This window comes from Yersinia vastinensis, assembly GCF_902726565.1.
Lineage (GTDB): Bacteria > Pseudomonadota > Gammaproteobacteria > Enterobacterales > Enterobacteriaceae > Yersinia > Yersinia vastinensis.
The window spans coordinates 1-18,791 of sequence record NZ_CACVAF010000002.1 but is presented as its reverse complement, the minus strand read 5'-3'; the positions used below and the strand labels follow the sequence as shown (position 1 = coordinate 18,791).

Here is an 18,791-nt window from a genome sequence, read left to right as displayed (position 1 = left end):
TATGAGTATCACCACCCCCACACCAACCGTAACGGCAATTGGCAGCATAAACATCAGCGGGAACGTTATCCCCGCCAATTGGTGGCGTCATGTTGTGCTGCCAAGTGGGAAGCCAGACAGTACCGCCATCATGCTGCTTTCTGACATCGTTTACTGGTATCGACCTGTAGATGTTCGGGATGAAAATAGCGGCGTCCTTGTTGGGCAGCGCAAGCGTTTTCATGGGGACAAATTGCAGCGAAGTTACCAGGCATTTGCTGATCAGTTTGGTTTTTCCAAGCGTGAAACTACTGACGCACTAAAGCGCTTACGTGGCGCAGGTCTGATTAATCTTGAGTTGCGCACGGTTCAGACTCAAACCGGCGTAACGCTAAGTAATGTCCTGTTCGTTGAGCCTGTGGCGGAGCGTATCGCTGAGATTACTACCCACGTAGAAGCGGAACAGGTATTACGTTCTGACGTAACCCCTCCTACGTTGAAACGGAACACCCCCTTACGTTCTGACGTAACCCCTCCTACGTTGAAAAGTGAGACGTATACAGAGATTACTACAGAGACTACACATACAGAGATCACTACAGAGAATACAAACACACTTGCACCATCTGGCGATGATGCCCCTGCTAAGCGAATTAAAAACGATTATTCAGCAGAATTCGAAACAGCGTGGGCCAATTACCCAAAACGCGAGGGGAGCAATTCTAAACCCGCTGCGTTCAAGTGCTGGAATGCCCGAATCAAAGAGGGGGTAGCCAGTAAGGTTTTATTGGCAGGGGTAGAGCGCTACGCCAAGTTCTGCCAAGCCAAAGGCCAGACCAACACCGCATATGTCATGCAGGCTACACGTTTCTTTGGCCCTGGTTGTGAGTATGAAAATACATGGTCAGCTATGGCGCCACAGTCAGCCAGCAACCACAAACAAAACACGCATGCCGGGTTCGCCAATCGCGATTACGGCGCAACTACAGCCCCATTCATGGCGAGGTTTAACAAATGATCAACGGCATGCCCACTATCTGGGAGCAATCCATGCGGGAACTGAACAATAAAGCCCGCGACCTTGAAGCCGAACTGAGTTTTTCCTCTGGCGTTATTGCCACTGAGGATCGCCACTTCACCCGAGGTTTTGATGAAGCCCAAAATTGTCCTACACACGGTAATTACACCAGTATTGGCCTGACCTGCCAGTTTTCGGATCGTGTTGTTGAGCGCCGTTCTCGTTGCCCTGACTGTATTTCGGATGAAATTAATCAGGTGGGCGGGCAAATCCAAGATATTCGGATCAAGCGACTGACCGCCGAGGCCCATATCAGCCCACGGTTTGAGCATTGTAATTTTGATAACTATCAGCCCGTCAACGAGAAAGCCGCCAGCAACCTTGAGGTTTGCAAGAGCTACGCTACGCACTGGCCTCAGGTGAAAGAATCGGGTACCAGCTTGCTACTGTGTGGTTCGTGCGGAACAGGTAAGAACCATCTGGCGGTTGCCATGACCAAGCAAATCATCAACGAGCACCAGGATAGCGTTTTACTGACCTCCGTAATGCGCATCACCCGCGCCATCAAGCGTACATGGCAAAAGGACTCTGAGAACACAGAAGATGATATTTATCACCTGTACAGCTCGTTGGACTTGCTGATTATTGATGAGGTCGGTGTTCAGTTCGGAAGCGAAGCAGAAAAGCTGATCCTGTTCGAAATCATCAACACACGGTATGAGAATTTCAGGCCAACCATTCTGATAAGCAACTTAACCGTTAGTGAGCTTACCGACGTTATCGGGGAGCGCATCGTTGACCGGATGAGTGAAGGTGGTGGGGCAACGCTGGTATTTAACTGGGACAGTTTCCGCAAGGATGGCGCGGCATGACACACGAAGAGATTGAAGGCGCGGTGATTGGGGCGCTGTTGTTGCGTAATTTGGATGCATATCCACAGACGTTCGACGTGTTTTCTACGCTACCGGTGGAGGCATTCGGTACCCGACAATATCGCGATATTTATCGTGAAATTATGCGGCAGGCACTGAGCAAGAATGTGATTGATCCAGTGCTGGTGGGTGAAGCCTTGGGCGGCGAGTATCAGGCGATCATGTCCGCATCGGTAAAACTCTCATGGGCGATCGCCAATCTGGAGCAGTACGCCTCGCTGGTGGTGAAGAATCATTTCATTCGCAGTGCTGAAGAGGTGGTAGCCAATGCGATAACGGCGTTAGACGGCGCACGAACTGGCGACGAGTCTATGACTGCCATTGCTGAGTTACGTGAAAGCCTCCAACACATGGAACTGAACTCGGGTGAACTGGTGGCCGTTCATATTAATGATCTGCTGGCGGGGGTAGAAACTCGGCTAGAAGAGAGAATGGCTGGCGTAGGCGAAGGGCGCACACTGCTGACGGGTATTGATGAGTTAGACGCTTTAACCGGTGGCTTTGATCTGACGGATTTAGTGTTGATAGCGGCACGGCCATCGGTAGGCAAGACAGAGTTTGCGCTTAACCTGATTGATAAAATTACCGAACTGGGCGGCGGTGTACTGCTATTCAGTATGGAAATGTCCGGCATCCAGATAGCGGAACGGCAAGTTGCTGGCGCAGGTGGCTTATCCACTTCCAAACTTAAATCACCAGGACAATTGGAAGATGAGGATTGGGCCAGAATATCAGCCGGTATCGGTCGCATGATCAATCGGCCTATTTGGGTTATTGACGCTAGCGAGTTAACCCTTGAACAAATCAAGCAATCAGCAATTGCCCATAAGCGCAAGCACCCTGAATTGGCCGCTGTCTTTGTTGATTACCTTGGGCTGATATCTGTTAACGAGCGCCAGCGCCATGATATCGCCGTGGGTGAGGTATCCAGTGGTCTTAAGGCATTAGCCAAGCGCAATAAAACCCCCGTAATAGCATTAAGCCAGTTATCCCGAGGTGTGGAGCAGCGCATGAACAAGCGCCCTGTGAATGCCGACTTGAAAGACTCAGGCAGCATTGAGGCCGACGCTGATTTGATCATGATGTTATATCGCGACGAACTTTATGACGAGAACAGCCTCGCCAAAGGTATTGCAGAAATTAACCTGACCAAAAACCGCAACGGCCCACAGGGGGTAATTTATCGTCAATTCCGTTACGGTCATTTTATGCCAATCAATCAGGAAGAAGCCGCACAGCGCAGCCAGCAACAACCGGAACAAAAGACCCGAAAATACTCAACCATGCACAAAATTTAAAGAGAGGGCGGCACAGTGAAACTAGAATCAGCAATGAAACAGTTCAGCGCCAAGAGCCAGATGATTACCGATTCTTCCCGCGCGACCTCTTCCGATTCACTTAAGGGACCGGATTTAGCTGCTGCAATGGGAATGGTTGAGGCTCGGGCCAGTTTCGGAATGGCTGCATATCTTGGCAAGGTTGGCATCAGCAAAGAGGACCGGATCAGAACCGTCGAACAGCTTACCAAGTTTGCAATGAAGAATGCCCCGAAACATGTCGGCAAAGCATCGGGTCGCCGAATGGCTCAATGCATGGTCATTCTGGCTAAATTTGCCTACGAGGAATACAGCAGTTCAGCAGCGGCAACCATCCCATGCAAATGTTGCGGTGGGCGTCGATTTATCACTGTCACTCGGGATGTTGTTACTTACTCTGGTTACATCGGTGCAGATGGCGAAGAAAAGATATCCCCGGCCATCAAAAATGAACAAGTGCGGGAGTTGTGCCAATCCTGTAACGGTAAGGGTGCTATTTCTATTCGCTGCCGCTGTAATGGTACCGGTAAAGTGCGTGACCTTGAGAAATCCAAACGGCTTGGCGCGCCAGTAGAGAAAGAGTGTGAACGCTGCTCAGGAATTGGATACAAACGGACACCCTCAACAACAGCTTACAGAGCGATTACAGCGTTGCTTCCAGAACTCAACGAAAGGACATGGCGGCGTAATTGGAAACCATTCTATGAGTCGCTGGTGGCTAAATGCGACATTGAAGAGAGTTATGCTGAGGATGAGTTTCAGCGAATAACACGATAGCGTCATGATTGGTGCCATTAGCGACAAAGTTTGATTATTAACTTGCATTTTGTCCGAACCTGGCGTAATTTCTTTAAATAGTGGGGTACTTACATACAAGCCTCACTCGAAACAATTAAGGCCTCGCATATCGCGGGGCTTTTTTACATGTGTGATAATCCCTTATGTAAAATCATCCAAAAGAAAATAAGTCTGTATTTGCATGGATGCCTAGGTTGGAAAATCCAACTGCTATAAAACAGCATAAGAGAGGGGATTAAATGAAGAATCTACCTGATGATTATTTTCTGGATGCTGATGATGACCTGCTCGGGTTTCTAGAGGCGCAGGGCGAAGAGTGTATAAAGGATGTCTACCAGTCAAACACCGTTAATAAAGAAAACGGATACAAGCTGTTAAGTATTCTAATTGTAGGTGTTGGTTCTTCTTTTTTGCTGTTAACGCAAAGGCCGAATATAGACTTTTTAAGTGCAGGACTAATAGTTTTCACTCTGTACTGGTCTGCATGCGCAATATATTTAGTTACGAGAGTGCTATCTGTCAGTATGCATGGGCTTGCCTCTGCTCCCCCGAACACACTTTACACAGAAAGTTATAAATCCCTCAGCAATGATGGATTTGACGAACTAAAAAGTAATGGGTTCGTTGGTGAATGTAACCGCTTGGCCGTAATGAGGCGATTCAGACTAAAGGCGCTGTGTATGACCGCTGATGAGTTGCTTTGCGATAATATAAAAATAAGAACCAGATTAACAAGGGCGAGGATAGCAACCATCCTCACCCCTGCTTGTGCTATTTTCGTCTCAGTAATTACTTACTTTTTTTCCTGAGACCGTCAGCAGAATCGCCAACTATCGTTCGCCCAACAGAAAAACCATCTTTAGCTGGCGTGGGTTTTTGTGGCGCTGGTGGTTGAGGCTTGCTTTCATTCGTGGGTTTGTTTGATTCACTCATTTAATTCTCCATATTTGATGTGGTTATTTCTGGCGATTTAACAATACCAGATGTGGGAATGTGCAACCAGATGCTTACTCTGGCACCAATTTTAAGGCTCACTCCGGTGGGCCTTTTTTTATTTCCACTACACGCCCAGCCCGTATGGGAGGGGGAGATATGAAAATGCCAAAAAATGACCCTGGCTCATACGGTCTTATCGTTTGGGTGCTTATTGCTGCCATGTCAATTTATGGCGGCTTTGTTAAATACATCATCGATACCAGAACGAATAAAACCACATGGAGCTGGGTGGCGGCATTCGCTCAGGTTGCTGTGTCCGGGTTCGCTGGGTTAATCGGCGGACTGATCAGCATCGAGTCAGGACTCAGTATTTACTACGTTCTGGTTGTTGCTGGCATGAGCGGAACTATGGGTAGTGTGGCTCTCTCATTCTTCTGGGAGCGGATTACGGGGTTTAAGAATGCAAACAACTAATTTTCGATTTAGCCAGCGAAGCGAGAATAACCTGAAAGGCGTTAACGCTAGCCTGGTGAGAGTGGTTCGCCGCGCCCTTGAGCTTTCGGCTGTTGATTTCGGCGTTATCGAAGGAGTCCGCACGGTAGAACGGCAAAAAGAGCTGGTGGCCACTGGTAAAAGCCAGACCATGAATAGCCGTCATATCTCCGGCAATGCGGTTGATCTGCTCCCCACTGGTGCCGACTGGAATGATTATAAATGCTGGTTGCCGGTATTGGATGCCATGCACCGCGCTGGTAAAGAGTTAGGCGTTAAGCTGCGTTTCGGTATTACGTGGACAGATAGCCCGAATGATAAGCCCGCTAAGTTTCTGGATGCGCCTCATATTGAGATACCCGCATGAAAGAAACCCTATTGAGATTGATAGCCATCGTACTGACGATTTCAGTTTTAGTCGGTGGCGGGTACTGGTGGGGTAGCGATAGTAAAGATTCGGAATGGTTACTCAAGTGGACTAAGCGCGATAAATCAGACCTAGAGGCAGAAATAGCCGCCAGAAAGAGCGCCACCGAAAAAGAGGATCAACTTCAGGCTGCCCAATCAGCAGGATTAAAGGCATATCAACAAGGGGTAGTAGATGCTGAGAATAAAGCAAAAGGCACTATTGCTGCTTACCGTGCTGGCAATATCAAGCTGCAAAAGCGCTTCGAGTGTCTCTCCGCTTCAGTTGGGGATATGTCCGTTACTCCCGCCAGTGGACAGCTCACTGATGCAGCCAGAGATTGCGGATTTTCAGACGCAGATGTCGGATTTCTTATTTCAATCGCTGAACGAGCCGACAAGCTAGTTGAGAAGGTCACCGCACTGCAGAAGGTAGTCACTGACGACCGGTTAATCATCAACAGCACCCCACATCAATAGCGCTGGGTTGTCGCAGTCCAAAGGTATTAGCCCTGACGTAGTACCTCTCTATCGAGCGTACCCTTGGAATCAAAAACAACCAATACACCCTGTAGTCGGGCATTGGCGGCAACATCAGCCGTTGTAGGCGAAGCGATGTGACAGTCGGAGAGACGACCTGTATTGCAGCAGTCATTCAATGAGTGATTGCGACAATACACGATAAGTAATGCTACCACCTGTTTCCCGCCGCTCACCCTGAGCATTAACAGGCTGGTGGCATTTTATTTAATTCTGAAATCGGCGATTGGCCAGCGAGAAAAACAGCACAAACACGCTGTATTGGTATCGAGTGGGCTTCGAAATATGCCGGTCTATATTTTACCCACCAGCAGGAAACTCTAAATGAATACGATTGAGATTAAAGTTAACGTTGATACGGCACCATTAGATAGCTTGATTACCAAGTTAGAGCGGGCTGTTGAGTTGCAAAAGCAGCTAACCCACACGCCATCATCTGTTGTTTTCAATGATGGCATTAATATTGATGGATGTGTATTCAGTGGAAAGATAGAGGCAGGGATTGGCCCCTCTCTAGCTTCTATCAAGGAGCTTCAGGATAACGTTGCTGCCATCATCACTAATGCCACTGATACTCGGCATCTGGTTGAGCAGGTTAACTATCAGCGTGAACAAGACTTTGCTGTTTTGTATAAGAATATTCGGGCATTAGAGGAAAGTATCAGCCGACTCAGCTCACGCGACTCATTCATCAGGTAACCCATGAAAGAGCCAAGGGTATACGGTAGCCGATGGGCTAAGGCTCGGGCCTCTTTCCTACGTGTTAATCCCCTGTGTGTGATGTGCCAACAACAGGGACGGATAGAAGCCGCAACAGTCGTTGACCACATCGAGCCGCATCGACTCAAAGAAGCCTTGATGTCTGGCAACTTAGTCCAGATAGCCAAGGCTCAGAAACTATTCTGGAACAGAAAGAACTGGCAATCATTATGCACTCCACACCATAGCTCAACGAAGCAACGGCAAGAGAAGAGCGGTCGTGTAACGGGGTGTACCGATGATGGCATGCCGATTGACCCTAACTCACACTGGAACAAATGATAATGAATCCCATCACCTCAAATGAGAATGACTCTCAAGGGGGAGGGTGGGGTGAAAGTTCAGGGCTTTGATCCCCAAAGACCTATCATCGTCATTTCTGTGCACAACCGCGAATTGAAAACTTTTTTTTGGGAGGTTTTCCATGGCTGGACGCCGACCAAAACCGACCCACTTGAAGGTGGTCACCGGCAATCCGGGCAAGCGCCCACTGAACAAAAAAGAACCTCAGCCAGCCCGAGAAATTCCAAGCCCTCCAGCTCATTTAACTGACTGGGGCAAGGCGGCTTGGGGGCGTCTTACTTTACTGCTAGATCAGATGGGCGTGTTGACCGTTGCCGATACTATGGCGCTGGAACGCCTTTGTGATCTGTATGCGGAAATTCTACGGTTGCGCCAGCAGGTTCTTGATGAGGGCAACACCTACACGACCAAAACCCAAATGGGTGATTTCCTTATCAAAGGGCATCCCGCCGTAGGGCAGCTTGCCGATGCGGATCGCCGCTTCAAAGGTTACTTAATTGAATTCGGACTTACCCCAGCCGCAAGATCAAAGGTGAATGTGAATGGCGGAGAAAAAGAAGAAGACCCGCTCGCCCAGTTCTTCGGTTGACCCTGCAACTCAATATGCGATGGATGTAACAGCGGGAATAATTCTTGCTGGCCCCGATATTCGTCATGCTTGCGCCCGACATTTGCGTGATCTGGAGTTTGGTCCCGCAAGAGGTTTGGTGTGGGATGTGGAGTCAGCGAGTAGAGCGATAGACTTTTTTGCAAGAGTCTTGAAATTGAATGGCGGTGAGCATGAGGGGAAACCCTTCATTTTGCTGTCGTGGCAATGCTTTGTTGTGGGGTCGATATTCGGCTGGAAATCCAGCGATGGCACCCGTCGCTTTCGCATGGTGTATGTCGAGTCTGGCAAGGGTTCGGGTAAATCACCTTTAGCGGGTGGTGTTGGTTTGTACTGCATGGTTGCTGATAAAGAGCCTCGCGCAGAGGTCTATGCAGCAGCGACCAAAAAAGACCAGGCCATGATCCTGTTTCGTGATGCCGTGGCGATGGTTAAGCAGTCACCAGCGTTATCTCAACGAATAGAGCCATCAGGTGGGGCAGGGAAAGAGTGGAATCTCGCTTTTTTGCAAAACGGCTCATTCTTCCGGCCTATTAGTTCTGATGATGGGCAATCAGGTCCACGTCCCCACTGTGCGCTAATTGACGAAGTGCACGAACACAAGAACAACACCGTCGTTGAAATGATGCGCGCGGGTACGAAAGGGCGGCGTCAGGCTCTGATATTCCTGATCACCAATAGCGGCCATGATAAGACCAGCGTTTGCTATGACTATCACGAATATGGCAGAAAAGTGGCTAACGGTGATTTGGAGGATGACAGCTTCTTTAGCTTCATTTGTTCACTGGATGAGGGTGACGATCCATTTAAAGACGAGTCTTGCTGGGGTAAAGCTAACCCCTCGCTGGGCCAAACCTTTGAGCTCAAATACCTTCGTGAGCAAGTGACTTCTGCGCGGGGTATCCCGTCGAAAGAAAGTATCGTGCGCCGTCTTAACTTCTGTGAATGGGTGGAGTCTGCCACGCCGTGGATCAGTGGCGATACGTGGATGGATTGCGAAGAAGAGTTCGATATTGAGGAACTCGCCGGCGAGGTATGTTACGGCGGTCTTGATTTGTCGGGATCTCGCGATTTAACCTCGCTGGCGCTCTATTTCCCCAAGCGTAACCGCTTGTTTGTCGAATTCTGGACACCTAAAGACAGTCTGCTCGAGCGCGCCAAAACCGATCGGGTGCCTTACGACAAATGGTTAAAGGCTGGCTTTATCCACGCGCCACCGGGCATGGCTGTGAACTATGGTTTTGTGGCCCACCGAATCGGTGAGCTGACAGCCTTGTTCGATATTCAATGCATCGCTTTTGACCAATACCGCATCAAGTACCTTGAGCCTGAACTGGAAAGCAATTCGGTCAGTGTCGTTTTGGTACCTCATGGGCAGGGCTATTACAAAGCGCAGGAATCCGGCTTATGGATGCCGCGCTCAATTGAACTGTTTGAGGAAAAACTCAATAACAAAGAGTTGGTTATCAAACGTAACCCTTGCCTGCGTTGGAATGCAGCCTCGGCAGTACTCGAGGCAGACCAGAAAGATAATCGCATCTTTGCCAAGAAGAAGAGCACCGGCCGTATTGATGGCGTGGTTGCTTCTGCAATGGCCATCGGCGCTGCTGAAGATGCCGATATTGAGGAAGAGGGCGATCTGGACGGTTTCTTTGATAACCCAATCATAGTAGGTATCTAATGGCACAAAATAAACATCCGGGGCGCGTCAAAAGTGCGCTCCTAAACTGGCTTGGTGTGCCAATTAGCCTTACCACTGGCACATTCTTTCAGGAATGGTTCGGCACCAGCAGCAGCGGTAAAGTGGTCACGGCGGATAAAGTGATTCAGCTAGCCGCAGCTTGGGCATGTGTCCGGCTTATCAGTGAGTCAGTTTCAACTCTCCCACTGAAATTGTATAAGAGAATGCCGGACGGCTCCCGAGGTACAGCAACCGATCACCCACTGTATCCCGTGTTATGTCGAAGCCCCAATTCAGAAATGACGCCCTCGCGCTTTATGTTGATGCTGGTGGCCAGTATCTGTTTACGGGGCAATGCGTTCATAGAAAAGAGAATGATCGGCGATCGCGTAGTCTCTCTTATTCCGTTACTGCCACAGAATATGGTCGTTAAGCGCCTTGATAGCGGACAGCTCGAATATACCTATACCGAGAACGGCAAGAAGCGGGTTATTCCGGTTAAAACCATGATGCACATCCGAGGGTTTGGTCTGGATGGTATGTGTGGGTTAATGCCGATGAATACTGGTCGAGATGTGTTTGGTTCAGCCATGGCTATCGAAGAGTCAGCCGCGAAAGTTTTCGAAAATGGTATGCAAAATTCGGGTTTTCTTTCCAGTAAAACAGCACTGAAAGAAAATCAGCGAGAAGCATTACGCAAGAGTATTTCTGCATTCACTGGCTCAAAAAATGCCGGTAAAGTCATGGTGCTCGAGGCTGATTTGACCTATCAAAGCGTGACCATGAATCCAGAAGACGCTCAGATGTTGGAGAGTCGGGCATTCAGTATCGAAGAGATTTGCCGCTGGTTTAGGGTGCCGCCATTCATGGTGGGACACATGACCAAACAAAGCAGTTGGGCTTCTAGCGTTGAGGGAATGAACCTTCTTTTCCTGAGCAATACGCTTCGTCCACTACTGGTTAATATTGAGCAAGAGATTGTGCGCTGCCTGCTGGCGGGTGATGAGGATTACTTTGCGGAGTTTTCTGTTGAAGGTCTATTGCGTGCCGACAGTGCAGGACGCTCTGCATACTACACCACAGCATTGCAAAATGGCTGGATGAACCGCAACGATGTTCGCCGCCTTGAAAATCTGCCTCCGATACCGGGCGGCGATATCTATACCGTGCAACTTAACCTTGTTGCACTTGAAGACCTGAAATCACATAACGCTGTTGTTAAAGCGAAAGCCATTACTGAGCTTCACGGATATCTGTTCCCTGACATCCCGCTTGAACAGTCACCGCTAAAACAAGCCGCCTAGGAGTAAAGCCTAATGACAATTAAAAGCCTTCCGGCAGCGCCGGTGGGACGCCCGTGCGCGGGTGTTTCCTGTGAGGTTTCGCCAAGTGCGGTAGAGCGCTGGAACGGTGGGTTAAAAGCCGCTGCGACAGGCGAGAACAGCATTTCAATCTTTGACGTGATCGGGCAGGACTACTGGGGCGAGGGAGTTAGCACCAAACGCATTGCCGCCGCGTTGCGGTCGATGGGCGGCGAGGATGTGACGGTTAACATTAACTCGCCCGGTGGGGACATGTTCGAGGGATTGGCTATCTATAACCTGCTGCGCGAATACAGCGGCAAAGTCACGGTGAAAGTACTGGGTATTGCCGCCTCAGCAGCTTCCATTATTGCCATGGCCGGTGATGAGATTCAGGTCGGGCGCGGGGCGTTTCTGATGATCCACAACTGTTGGATTGTGATGATGGGCAACCGCCACGATCTGGCGAAAGCAGCCATCGATATAGAGCCTTTTGATCGGGCAATGGGTGATATCTATTCAGCTCGTACCGGCCTGCCAGCGGCAGACATTGCGGCCATGATGGACAATGAAACCTACATTGCGGGTAGTGATGCCGTCGAAAAAGGTTTTGCGGATAGTTTGTTATCGGCTGATGAGATTACCAATGACGACCAAAGCCCGTCAGCAGCCATTCGCAAACTCGATGCGCTGCTGGCAAAAGCCAATACCCCGCGCTCTGAGCGTCGAAAATTACTTAAAGCCTTAACCGACAGCATGCCGGGCGCTGCTGTTACTCCTCCCGGTACGCCAAGCGCTACCAATGAAATTAATACTGAAACTTTAGCTAGCTTCGAGTCTGCATTAAGCGGACTGAAAGCGGCGTGCCAATAATCTGGAGAATATATGTCTGATGTAAACGATGTACTGAAAAAGGTTTCCGCAGCACTGGAAGAGGCCACTGGCAAGTTTAACGCCAAGGCAGAAGAAGCACTGAAAGAAGCTAAAAGCGCGGGCCAGCTCTCTGCCTCGACTAAAGACGCTGTAGACAAAATGGCGTTAGAATTTAACGCGCTGACCGCCGCAGAGAAAACCCTCAAAGTGGCCTTGGGCGAACTCGAGCAGCATGTCGCCCAAATGCCATTGAATAATGCCGTACAGACTGTTGAGACGATTGGCCAGCAAGTTGTGTCAGCCGAGGCGTTAAAAGGTTTTGTCTCAGGGTTGGCAGCTAGTCAGCGGATCAGTATTCCGGTGAAAGCGGCACTCTTGTCAGTCGATGTGCCGGGGCAAATTGTGGCACCGCATCGTTTGCCGGGTATCGATGTCGCGCCTAAACAGCGCCTGTTTATTCGTGATTTACTTGCGCCGGGTCGTACTGAATCCAGCACCATTTATTGGGTTCAGCAGACCGGATTCACCAATAATGCACGGGTCGTTGCTGAGGGTACGCAAAAGCCTTACAGCGATATTCAGTTCGGTGAAAAAATCACGCCAGTTCGCACGATTGCCCACTTGTTCAAAGCCGCGAAACAGATCCTTGATGATTTCTCACAGTTACAATCAACGATTGATACTGAAATGCGCTTTGGTCTGAAATATGCCGAAGAGCAAGAAATCTTGTTTGGTGATGGTACCGGTGTTCATCTTGAAGGGATTATGCCGCAGGCATCAGTATTCGACCCATCATTTGAAGTTGCCCAACAGAACGGCATTGATGATTTGCGTCTGGCTATGCTGCAGTCTCAATTAGCTCGTTTCTCTGCTTCCGGTCATGTGTTGCACTTTATTGATTGGGCCAAGATCGAACTGACCAAAGACACATTGGGCCGTTACATCTTGGGTAATCCGTCAGCATTGACTACACCGACCTTATGGGGCTTGCCTGTTGTCGCTACAGAAGCGGCGGCATTCAAAGGTAAGTTCCTGACCGGTGCATTTAATGCGGGTGCTCAAATCTTCGACCGAGAAGATGCAAACGTGGTGATCAGTACTGAGAACTCCGACGACTTCGAGAAAAACATGATCACCATCCGTTGCGAGGAACGTCTTGCACTGGCGGTGTATCGTCCTGAAGCGTTTGTTACTGGTGCGTTTACGGTCCCTGCACCTGTCGGCGGCTAATGACTCCCTTCACTGAGCGGCCTACGGGCCGCTTTATCAGAGATAACATCATGAAACTGATAGCACTAAAGCAGATTTATTTCGGTGGTAGCGTTCTTGATCACGGTCAGGAATTTGAAACGGGTGAGCAGCATGGGCGGGAACTCCTGAAAAAAGGCTATGCAAAGCGGCTGGATGAATCACAACCTGCGGAGCCAACGGAGCCAACGGAGCCAACGGAGCCAACGCCAGAAGCTAACGCTGGTGGTAAGAAAACTAAAGCTAAATAAGGCGAACCCATGCTGGAACTGGATCAGGTGAAGCATCACTGCAACATTGAACCGGAGTTCACAGAGGATGATGATTGGCTAGAAGCCAGAATCAAAGCCAGTAAACGCTTTGTCGAGAACTACACCCGCCGCATGTTGTTCGATCAAGCCAGCGATGAGGGGTATTCAGAAGAGGATGGGTTGCTTTATGGCGAAGATATTGAAACCGCCATGCTGCTACTGATCGGACACTGGTACACCAACCGAGAGGCCACGGTCATTGGTGTTACATCAAAGCAGCTTGAGTTTACGGTCGATTCTCTGTTGCAGCCTTATAGGATTTACGGCGTATGAAAGCAGGCAAACTTCGATACCGTGTGACTATTCAAAAACGAGCATCAGGTACACTTCCCTCTGGTCAACCGGTGACTGACTGGGAGACATTATTGTCTGTCAGAGCGGATATTACTGATATCTCGGGTCGGGAGCTTGTGTCCTCCGGCGCTGAACTGTCGGAAACCACCGTCAGGATCTGGATGCGCCGTTATCCCGCCTTTCCTGTGACGTCAGCTAATCGAATCTTGCATGAGCCACCGACCGGAACCGGTGAAATTTATGACATTGTATCGGTGATTGGCGGCGAAAATAACACACGACTTGAACTGCTATGCAAAAGAGGGGTGAAAACGTGATTGATGCCCATCTCGACTTCTCCGGCATGCTGGATCTGGATAGAGAGCTGGAGTTGCTCAGTAAGGCCGAGAGTCGCACGGTTTTGCGGCAGGCTGTTCGGGCCGGTGCGGCTGTTATTCAGGCTGAAGCACGAAACCGTGCACCAGAGCGTACCGGCAAACTGAAACGCAACATCATTATCGCCAATGGTAAAGGGGATGCGACACAGGCCAGTGCCGGTATCCGCGTCAGGGGAACTAACCCATCCGGTACCAACAGTGACAACACCAAGAAAGCGATCCGCAGTAATAACTCGTTTTATTGGCGCTTTGTGGAGTTGGGCACCTCTAATATGGCCGCTATTCCGTTTATGCGTCCGGCTTTTGATGCCAAAACCGATGAGGCGGCACGGGTTACGATTGACCGAGCAATTCAGGCCATTGATGAGGTATTGGCAAAATGACCGAAGCTGATGTTTACCCCTTAATCAAGCACTTGGCAGGTGGGCAGGTATACCCCTATATTGCCCCTCAGAAACCTGATGGCAGCGGTCCGGCCATATTACCGCCTTGGGTGGTGTTTTCGCTTCCATCAGATGTGACTGATGATGTGATAGACGGACAATCAGCCACCGCATCGATGCTTCAAATTGATGTCTACGCCAGAACCATTGACGATGCTCGCGCCATTCGTCACGAAGTGAGGGCGCTTATTAGGCCACTTTCACCGGTTCAGATGAATGAAATCACCCACTTTGAATCAGACACCTCCCTTTTCCGCGCCCTGCTTGAAGTTCAGGTGTGGGAATAACCCCCAAGAAAGTCACCAGCCGCCTACGGGCGGTTTTTTTATGTCTGGAGAAAAATATGACCAGTATTTATGAAAAAACGCAGGGCACGAAAATTTATGTTTCGGCTGGCGTGACGACTCAGCCTTTACCAACAGGATCTGTTGTGTGGTTGTCTGCGGCTTGTGCTACCAAAGAGATCAGTTTCACTGGTGGACAAAAAGCGGATATCGACGTCACCACGCTGTGTTCTGAAGAACAGGAAATGACGAATGGTTTACCTGCACCATCAGAAATGACCATTTCGCGCAACTGGAGTCCGGACGAAGAGGCCCAATATTCGCTCTATGAAGCCTACGAAACCGACACACTTCGCTCTATCAAGGTCGTCTTCCCCAGCGGCAATGGTTATGCCTATCTTGCCGAAGTGCGTCAGAACAGTTGGAGTGCTGGCACATCCGGCGTGGTGTCTGCGTCATTCACCCTGCGCATTAAAGGTAAACCGGTTCGCATTGCTGCCACTGAGGTTCCTGTGACCAGCGTCACCTTAAACAAATCGACCGCCGCTGTTGAGGTGGGTGATACCGGCGTGTTAATCCCGACATTCTTACCGGCTAATGCCACCAACAAAACCGGCACCTTTATTTCATCTGCGCCTGCGATTGTGAGCGTTGATCCGGTAACGGGTCAGTATGAAGGGCTGGATGATGGCGCGGCCATTGTTACCTTTACCACTGCGGATGGCGGCTTTACTGCAACCTGTAACTTTACTGTGACTGAGGCCGGATAATCATGGCTAAAAAGGATTTACGAGCGCTGGCTATTGCGCCCCGCGCAGGGTTTCGACATAAAACGGTGGTCGTTCCTGAATGGGATGGCACCACGGTGATACTGCGAGAACCCTCTTCGGGTGCTTGGCTACGTTGGCGAGAGGTGGCGGTAAAAGGCGAGGCGAACCCAGATGAAGCGGTAAAAGCCTCGATTGAGGACCAGATCACCAACAATATTCTCTCAGATGTCACATTGTTTGTTGATGTGTTGCTTGATGAGAGTGGTCTTCAGGCGTTTTCTAATGAAGATATTCCCCTTGTCGCTGAAAGTTATGGGCCGGTGCATGCTCGCTTGCTTAAAGAAGCGCTAAGTCTCAGTAAGCAGGATATTGAAACTGCCGAAAAAAAGTAAATGCGCCGGGTATGTCTTTTCTCATGTCGTTGGCATTGCGGCTGGGGCGAACCCTGCATGAACTTGAAACCACCATGACCGCGCGTGAGTTGGCGCTGTGGATTGAGTTTGATGCGGGTAGCCCAATTGGGGATCGGCGTGGGGATATCCATGCCGCACAAATAGCCAGTGCGGTATATCGGTCGCAGGGCAGTAATGTCGGCCTTGAAGATTTATTGCTGCAATGGAAAGAACCGGAAGAGACAGAAGAAGATACCGCTGCTTTGGAATCTTTCTTTGAATCCCTCATGACATAACCCGCTTCGGCGGGTTTTTTATTGGTACTGATATGGCAACCTTACGTGAACTCATCGTCAAAATCACGGCTAACTCGTCCTCTTATCAAACGGAGATGGCCCGAGCCTCACGTATGGGGGCTGAATATTATAAAACCATGGAGGGCGGTTCGCGTAAGGCAGAAGCGGCGACACGCCAGAGCAAACGTGCATTAGCAGAACTGAATAACGAATTGGTCACGGTGAAAGAGTCGGCCAGTGGCATGGTGGGCATGTTTGCCGGGGCATTTGCGGTGGGTAGCCTGATCAGCACGGCTGACCAATACGGGCAAATATCATCCCGTATCAAAATGGCAACCGGCTCACAAGAGGAATATAACAGCGTTCAGCAACGCCTGATGGAGATCAGCGACCGCACTTATAAAAGCATTGAGGAACAATCCGAGCTGTATATTCGCAGCGCCAACTCGATGAAAGAGCTGGGTTTCTCCACGGCCAGTACGATTGATTTTATCGATTCAATTTCCAGCGCATTAACCATTAACGCCGCCAGCGCTGAAAAGGGCGAAAGCGCGATTAATGCACTGTCTAAATCCATGGTAAATGGCAAGGTGGCAGGTGATCAGTGGCATGCCGTCATGGAGATTATGCCGACCGTTATCGGTGATATTGCCCGTTATTTGGGGACCACTGAGCTTGAAGTGAAAAAACTTGGCGCGGCTGGAAAGTTATCAATGGATACCTTTTCCAAGGCAGTGATCGCTGCAAAAGACCGTAATGCCGAACTTGCCGAGGCTATGCCGACCACGGTCGGGGATGCCATCACTAAGCTGTCAAACCATTGGAAAGCCTATATTGGTGATGCCAATAGTGCAATGGGTGTGACGGCGGCGATCTCCGGCGTGATTGGTACCGCTGCGGATAATATCGATGTGCTTGTTGCAGCCGGTACCGGCTTAGTGGGACTTGGATTAGCGCGATACTTTGGCGGCATGGCTGATAATGTCACTACAGCCACCAAAGAAGTCATTAATGCCACTCGCTCACAACTTGCTCTTGCAGCAGCGCAGGTAGAAGGTGTTCAGGCATCATTGTTACAGATCCGGACAGAACGAGAGTCGGCGGTTGCGGCGCAACGTTCATTGGTCGCTCAATTACAGTTGGCACAAACAGAAAAGGCCCGCGCGAGTATTCGTGCGCAACTTGCAGTTAACTCTGCTGCTGTTGCGGCGGCATCCCGCGCCGAAGTTGCTGCAACCGATGCTCTTGCAGCAGCACAGAGCCGCTTAAATATTGCTTCCGGGCTGGCAAGTAAGGCGCTGGGTCTGGTGGGTGGCCCAGTCGGGGCCGCAATGCTGGCAGCCGGTGCAATCTATTATTTCTACGAAAAATCAGAACAGGCAAAACGGTCAGCGACAGAGCTGGCGGGTGGAGTCGGTGGGCTGATTGATAAAATGCGGGAAATGGGGAATGTTCAGTTAGCGGCTGAAATCGGCAAGCTGAATAACTCATTACCGGCACTTTCGTCTGTTGTCGCTGATGCACAAAAAAATTACGACAAAGCGACTGAAGCCGTTGAGCGAAACCGCCGGCAGATTTATTTGTGGGGGGAAGGTTCAACCATTGGGAAGCAAGCCAATGAAGAATTGAATATCTCTCTCAATAATCAGGCGATAGCACTCAATGAACTGACTGATGCGCAGGACAATAAAAGCAGGGCGGTAAATGGTGCCAATGTTCTGAGTGCTCAGTTAAATGGGACGCTTCAGGAGGGCGTAGGCATCCTCAAGCTGGAACAAGTTGAGGTGGGCATTGCAGCCGGAATGATGGCTAATTTTACCAACTCTCTGAATATTGCTACCCAAGCCAAAACCGCCTTTAACTCAACTAGTCTGATTCTGCCTGTCAGTGAAGAGCTTAAAAACGCGCAAAAGGTGCAGGATGATAAGCTTGCTATATTGAAACTGTCGGGCAGGGCGCAGGCGACTGAAATCGCCAGGCAGGAAGCTGAACGGCTCAAAATCACCGATCCCACCGAGGTATCAAAGTTCGTAAGCGGTGAACTCAGGAACTACGATCAGTCCGAGCAGAATAAGGCGAATGAGCAAGCAAAGAGTAAGGCGGCCAGTGCAACTAAAGCGGCTGAAAGCGCAACCAAGGCTTATGAGCAAGCTGTTGCTAACCTGAATAAAGAAATACAGATTGAGTCTGTTCGATTGGCGCAGGGTGAGGCTGCTGCATCATTATTTGCCGCATCAATTGAAACTGGTGCGAAATATACTGATGGTCAGCGCGCTGAACTGGAGCGGCTGAATAAAACCCTCGCAGAGTCAAAGCAGCGTTGGGAAGATCACAATGCAGCGATTGCGTCAGACCCTTTCCGCAGCGCCGCTGAGTCACAACGTCAGGCACAGGAGCAGCTACAACGGCAGATTGCCGGGGGTGAGATACAAAGCG

26 protein-coding genes are annotated in these 18,791 nt (G+C 49.9%); 24 read left to right on the top strand and 2 right to left on the bottom strand.

The genetic code is table 11. The features are described 5' to 3' along the window. Position 1 precedes the first annotated feature (1 nt). The 5 genes from HUZ92_RS02765 (at position 2) to HUZ92_RS02745 (ending at position 4,852) form a co-directional block, all read left to right on the top strand. Positions 2-997, top strand: coding sequence for a replication protein (locus tag HUZ92_RS02765; protein ID WP_145579667.1), 996 nt, complete (start codon positions 2-4; stop codon positions 995-997). Beyond that, positions 994-1,869 carry an ATP-binding protein gene (locus HUZ92_RS02760; RefSeq protein ID WP_145579666.1) on the top strand — a complete coding sequence of 292 codons (876 nt, stop codon included), beginning with the start codon at positions 994-996 and terminating at the stop codon, positions 1,867-1,869. The genes HUZ92_RS02765 and HUZ92_RS02760 overlap by 4 nt, the downstream gene beginning before the upstream one ends. Then, positions 1,866-3,227, top strand: a complete 1,362-nt coding sequence (locus tag HUZ92_RS02755; protein ID WP_145579665.1) for a replicative DNA helicase — start codon at positions 1,866-1,868, stop codon at positions 3,225-3,227. The genes HUZ92_RS02760 and HUZ92_RS02755 overlap by 4 nt, the downstream gene beginning before the upstream one ends. Positions 3,228-3,242: 15 nt before the next feature. Further along, positions 3,243-4,022, top strand: coding sequence for an antitermination protein Q (locus tag HUZ92_RS02750; protein WP_145579664.1), 780 nt, complete (start codon positions 3,243-3,245; stop codon positions 4,020-4,022). A gap of 260 nt (positions 4,023-4,282) precedes the next feature. Beyond that, entirely contained in the window at positions 4,283-4,852 is a 570-nt protein-coding gene (locus HUZ92_RS02745) for a hypothetical protein (RefSeq protein WP_145579663.1), read from the top strand. On the opposite strand, the gene HUZ92_RS02740 is transcribed toward HUZ92_RS02745, so the two are convergent. Further along, positions 4,833-4,976 (bottom strand): hypothetical protein, encoded by a 144-nt coding sequence (locus HUZ92_RS02740; protein ID WP_174846785.1) that lies wholly within the window; start codon positions 4,974-4,976, stop codon positions 4,833-4,835. The two genes, HUZ92_RS02745 and HUZ92_RS02740, sit on opposite strands and share 20 nt — an antisense overlap. A 159-nt stretch (positions 4,977-5,135) precedes the next feature. Between HUZ92_RS02740 and HUZ92_RS02735 the strand changes: the two genes are divergently transcribed. Genes HUZ92_RS02735 through HUZ92_RS02725 form a run of 3 tightly spaced genes read left to right on the top strand, consistent with a single transcriptional unit; the run spans position 5,136 to position 6,356 of the window. Further along, a complete protein-coding gene (locus HUZ92_RS02735; protein WP_049525581.1) occupies positions 5,136-5,453 on the top strand; it encodes a phage holin family protein in 318 nt (105 codons plus the stop codon). Next, on the top strand, positions 5,440-5,838 hold the full coding sequence (locus HUZ92_RS02730; protein WP_145579662.1) for a M15 family metallopeptidase: 399 nt from the start codon (positions 5,440-5,442) through the stop codon (positions 5,836-5,838). The genes HUZ92_RS02735 and HUZ92_RS02730 overlap by 14 nt, the downstream gene beginning before the upstream one ends. Further along, a complete protein-coding gene (locus tag HUZ92_RS02725; protein WP_235896986.1) occupies positions 5,835-6,356 on the top strand; it encodes a DUF2514 family protein in 522 nt (173 codons plus the stop codon). The genes HUZ92_RS02730 and HUZ92_RS02725 overlap by 4 nt, the downstream gene beginning before the upstream one ends. A 26-nt stretch (positions 6,357-6,382) precedes the next feature. On the opposite strand, the gene HUZ92_RS02720 is transcribed toward HUZ92_RS02725, so the two are convergent. Next, positions 6,383-6,574 carry a hypothetical protein gene (locus HUZ92_RS02720; protein ID WP_145579661.1) on the bottom strand — a complete coding sequence of 64 codons (192 nt, stop codon included), beginning with the start codon at positions 6,572-6,574 and terminating at the stop codon, positions 6,383-6,385. Between the two features lie 166 nt (positions 6,575-6,740). On the opposite strand from HUZ92_RS02720, the gene HUZ92_RS02715 reads away from it, so the two are divergent. The 16 genes from HUZ92_RS02715 to HUZ92_RS02640 form a co-directional block, all read left to right on the top strand. Further along, on the top strand, positions 6,741-7,115 hold the full coding sequence (locus HUZ92_RS02715; protein WP_057645862.1) for a hypothetical protein: 375 nt from the start codon (positions 6,741-6,743) through the stop codon (positions 7,113-7,115). 3 nt (positions 7,116-7,118) lie between these two features. Then, positions 7,119-7,457, top strand: a complete 339-nt coding sequence (locus HUZ92_RS02710) for an HNH endonuclease (protein ID WP_145579660.1) — start codon at positions 7,119-7,121, stop codon at positions 7,455-7,457. A 142-nt stretch (positions 7,458-7,599) separates the two neighbouring features. Further along, the gene (locus HUZ92_RS02705; RefSeq protein ID WP_054882664.1) at positions 7,600-8,067 is read left to right on the top strand and encodes a phage terminase small subunit P27 family; all 468 of its coding nucleotides are present in this window, start codon (positions 7,600-7,602) and stop codon (positions 8,065-8,067) included. Next, the gene (locus tag HUZ92_RS02700) at positions 8,021-9,766 is read left to right on the top strand and encodes a terminase large subunit (RefSeq protein WP_145579659.1); all 1,746 of its coding nucleotides are present in this window, start codon (positions 8,021-8,023) and stop codon (positions 9,764-9,766) included. Before HUZ92_RS02705 ends, HUZ92_RS02700 begins: the two co-directional genes overlap by 47 nt. Next, positions 9,766-11,070 (top strand): phage portal protein, encoded by a 1,305-nt coding sequence (locus tag HUZ92_RS02695; protein ID WP_145579658.1) that lies wholly within the window; start codon positions 9,766-9,768, stop codon positions 11,068-11,070. Before HUZ92_RS02700 ends, HUZ92_RS02695 begins: the two co-directional genes overlap by 1 nt. Positions 11,071-11,082: 12 nt before the next feature. Continuing rightward, complete coding sequence (locus HUZ92_RS02690) at positions 11,083-11,940, top strand: head maturation protease, ClpP-related (protein WP_049647608.1); 858 nt, start codon at positions 11,083-11,085, stop codon at positions 11,938-11,940. 12 nt (positions 11,941-11,952) lie between these two features. Then, a complete protein-coding gene (locus HUZ92_RS02685) occupies positions 11,953-13,170 on the top strand; it encodes a phage major capsid protein (RefSeq protein WP_145579657.1) in 1,218 nt (405 codons plus the stop codon). A gap of 50 nt (positions 13,171-13,220) precedes the next feature. Continuing rightward, positions 13,221-13,439 (top strand): hypothetical protein, encoded by a 219-nt coding sequence (locus HUZ92_RS02680; protein WP_145579656.1) that lies wholly within the window; start codon positions 13,221-13,223, stop codon positions 13,437-13,439. Positions 13,440-13,448: 9 nt separating this feature from the next. Further along, complete coding sequence (locus HUZ92_RS02675; protein ID WP_019210732.1) at positions 13,449-13,772, top strand: head-tail connector protein; 324 nt, start codon at positions 13,449-13,451, stop codon at positions 13,770-13,772. A 23-nt stretch (positions 13,773-13,795) separates the two neighbouring features. Then, a complete protein-coding gene (locus tag HUZ92_RS02670; protein ID WP_235896985.1) occupies positions 13,796-14,110 on the top strand; it encodes a phage head closure protein in 315 nt (104 codons plus the stop codon). After that, positions 14,107-14,553 carry an HK97-gp10 family putative phage morphogenesis protein gene (locus HUZ92_RS02665; RefSeq protein WP_019210730.1) on the top strand — a complete coding sequence of 149 codons (447 nt, stop codon included), beginning with the start codon at positions 14,107-14,109 and terminating at the stop codon, positions 14,551-14,553. Before HUZ92_RS02670 ends, HUZ92_RS02665 begins: the two co-directional genes overlap by 4 nt. Beyond that, positions 14,550-14,900 carry a tail completion protein gp17 gene (gene gp17, locus HUZ92_RS02660; protein ID WP_145579655.1) on the top strand — a complete coding sequence of 117 codons (351 nt, stop codon included), beginning with the start codon at positions 14,550-14,552 and terminating at the stop codon, positions 14,898-14,900. Before HUZ92_RS02665 ends, gp17 begins: the two co-directional genes overlap by 4 nt. 56 nt (positions 14,901-14,956) lie before the next feature. Next, positions 14,957-15,667, top strand: a complete 711-nt coding sequence (locus tag HUZ92_RS20995) for an Ig-like domain-containing protein (RefSeq protein WP_019210728.1) — start codon at positions 14,957-14,959, stop codon at positions 15,665-15,667. Between the two features lie 2 nt (positions 15,668-15,669). Then, the gene (locus tag HUZ92_RS02650; RefSeq protein ID WP_019210727.1) at positions 15,670-16,059 is read left to right on the top strand and encodes a phage tail assembly chaperone; all 390 of its coding nucleotides are present in this window, start codon (positions 15,670-15,672) and stop codon (positions 16,057-16,059) included. Between the two features lie 23 nt (positions 16,060-16,082). Then, positions 16,083-16,355 (top strand): phage tail assembly protein T, encoded by a 273-nt coding sequence (locus tag HUZ92_RS02645; RefSeq protein WP_051144542.1) that lies wholly within the window; start codon positions 16,083-16,085, stop codon positions 16,353-16,355. A 32-nt stretch (positions 16,356-16,387) separates the two neighbouring features. Next, positions 16,388-18,791 (top strand): tape measure protein (locus HUZ92_RS02640; RefSeq protein ID WP_174846784.1); only part of this gene is annotated, 2,404 nt, incomplete at its 3' end.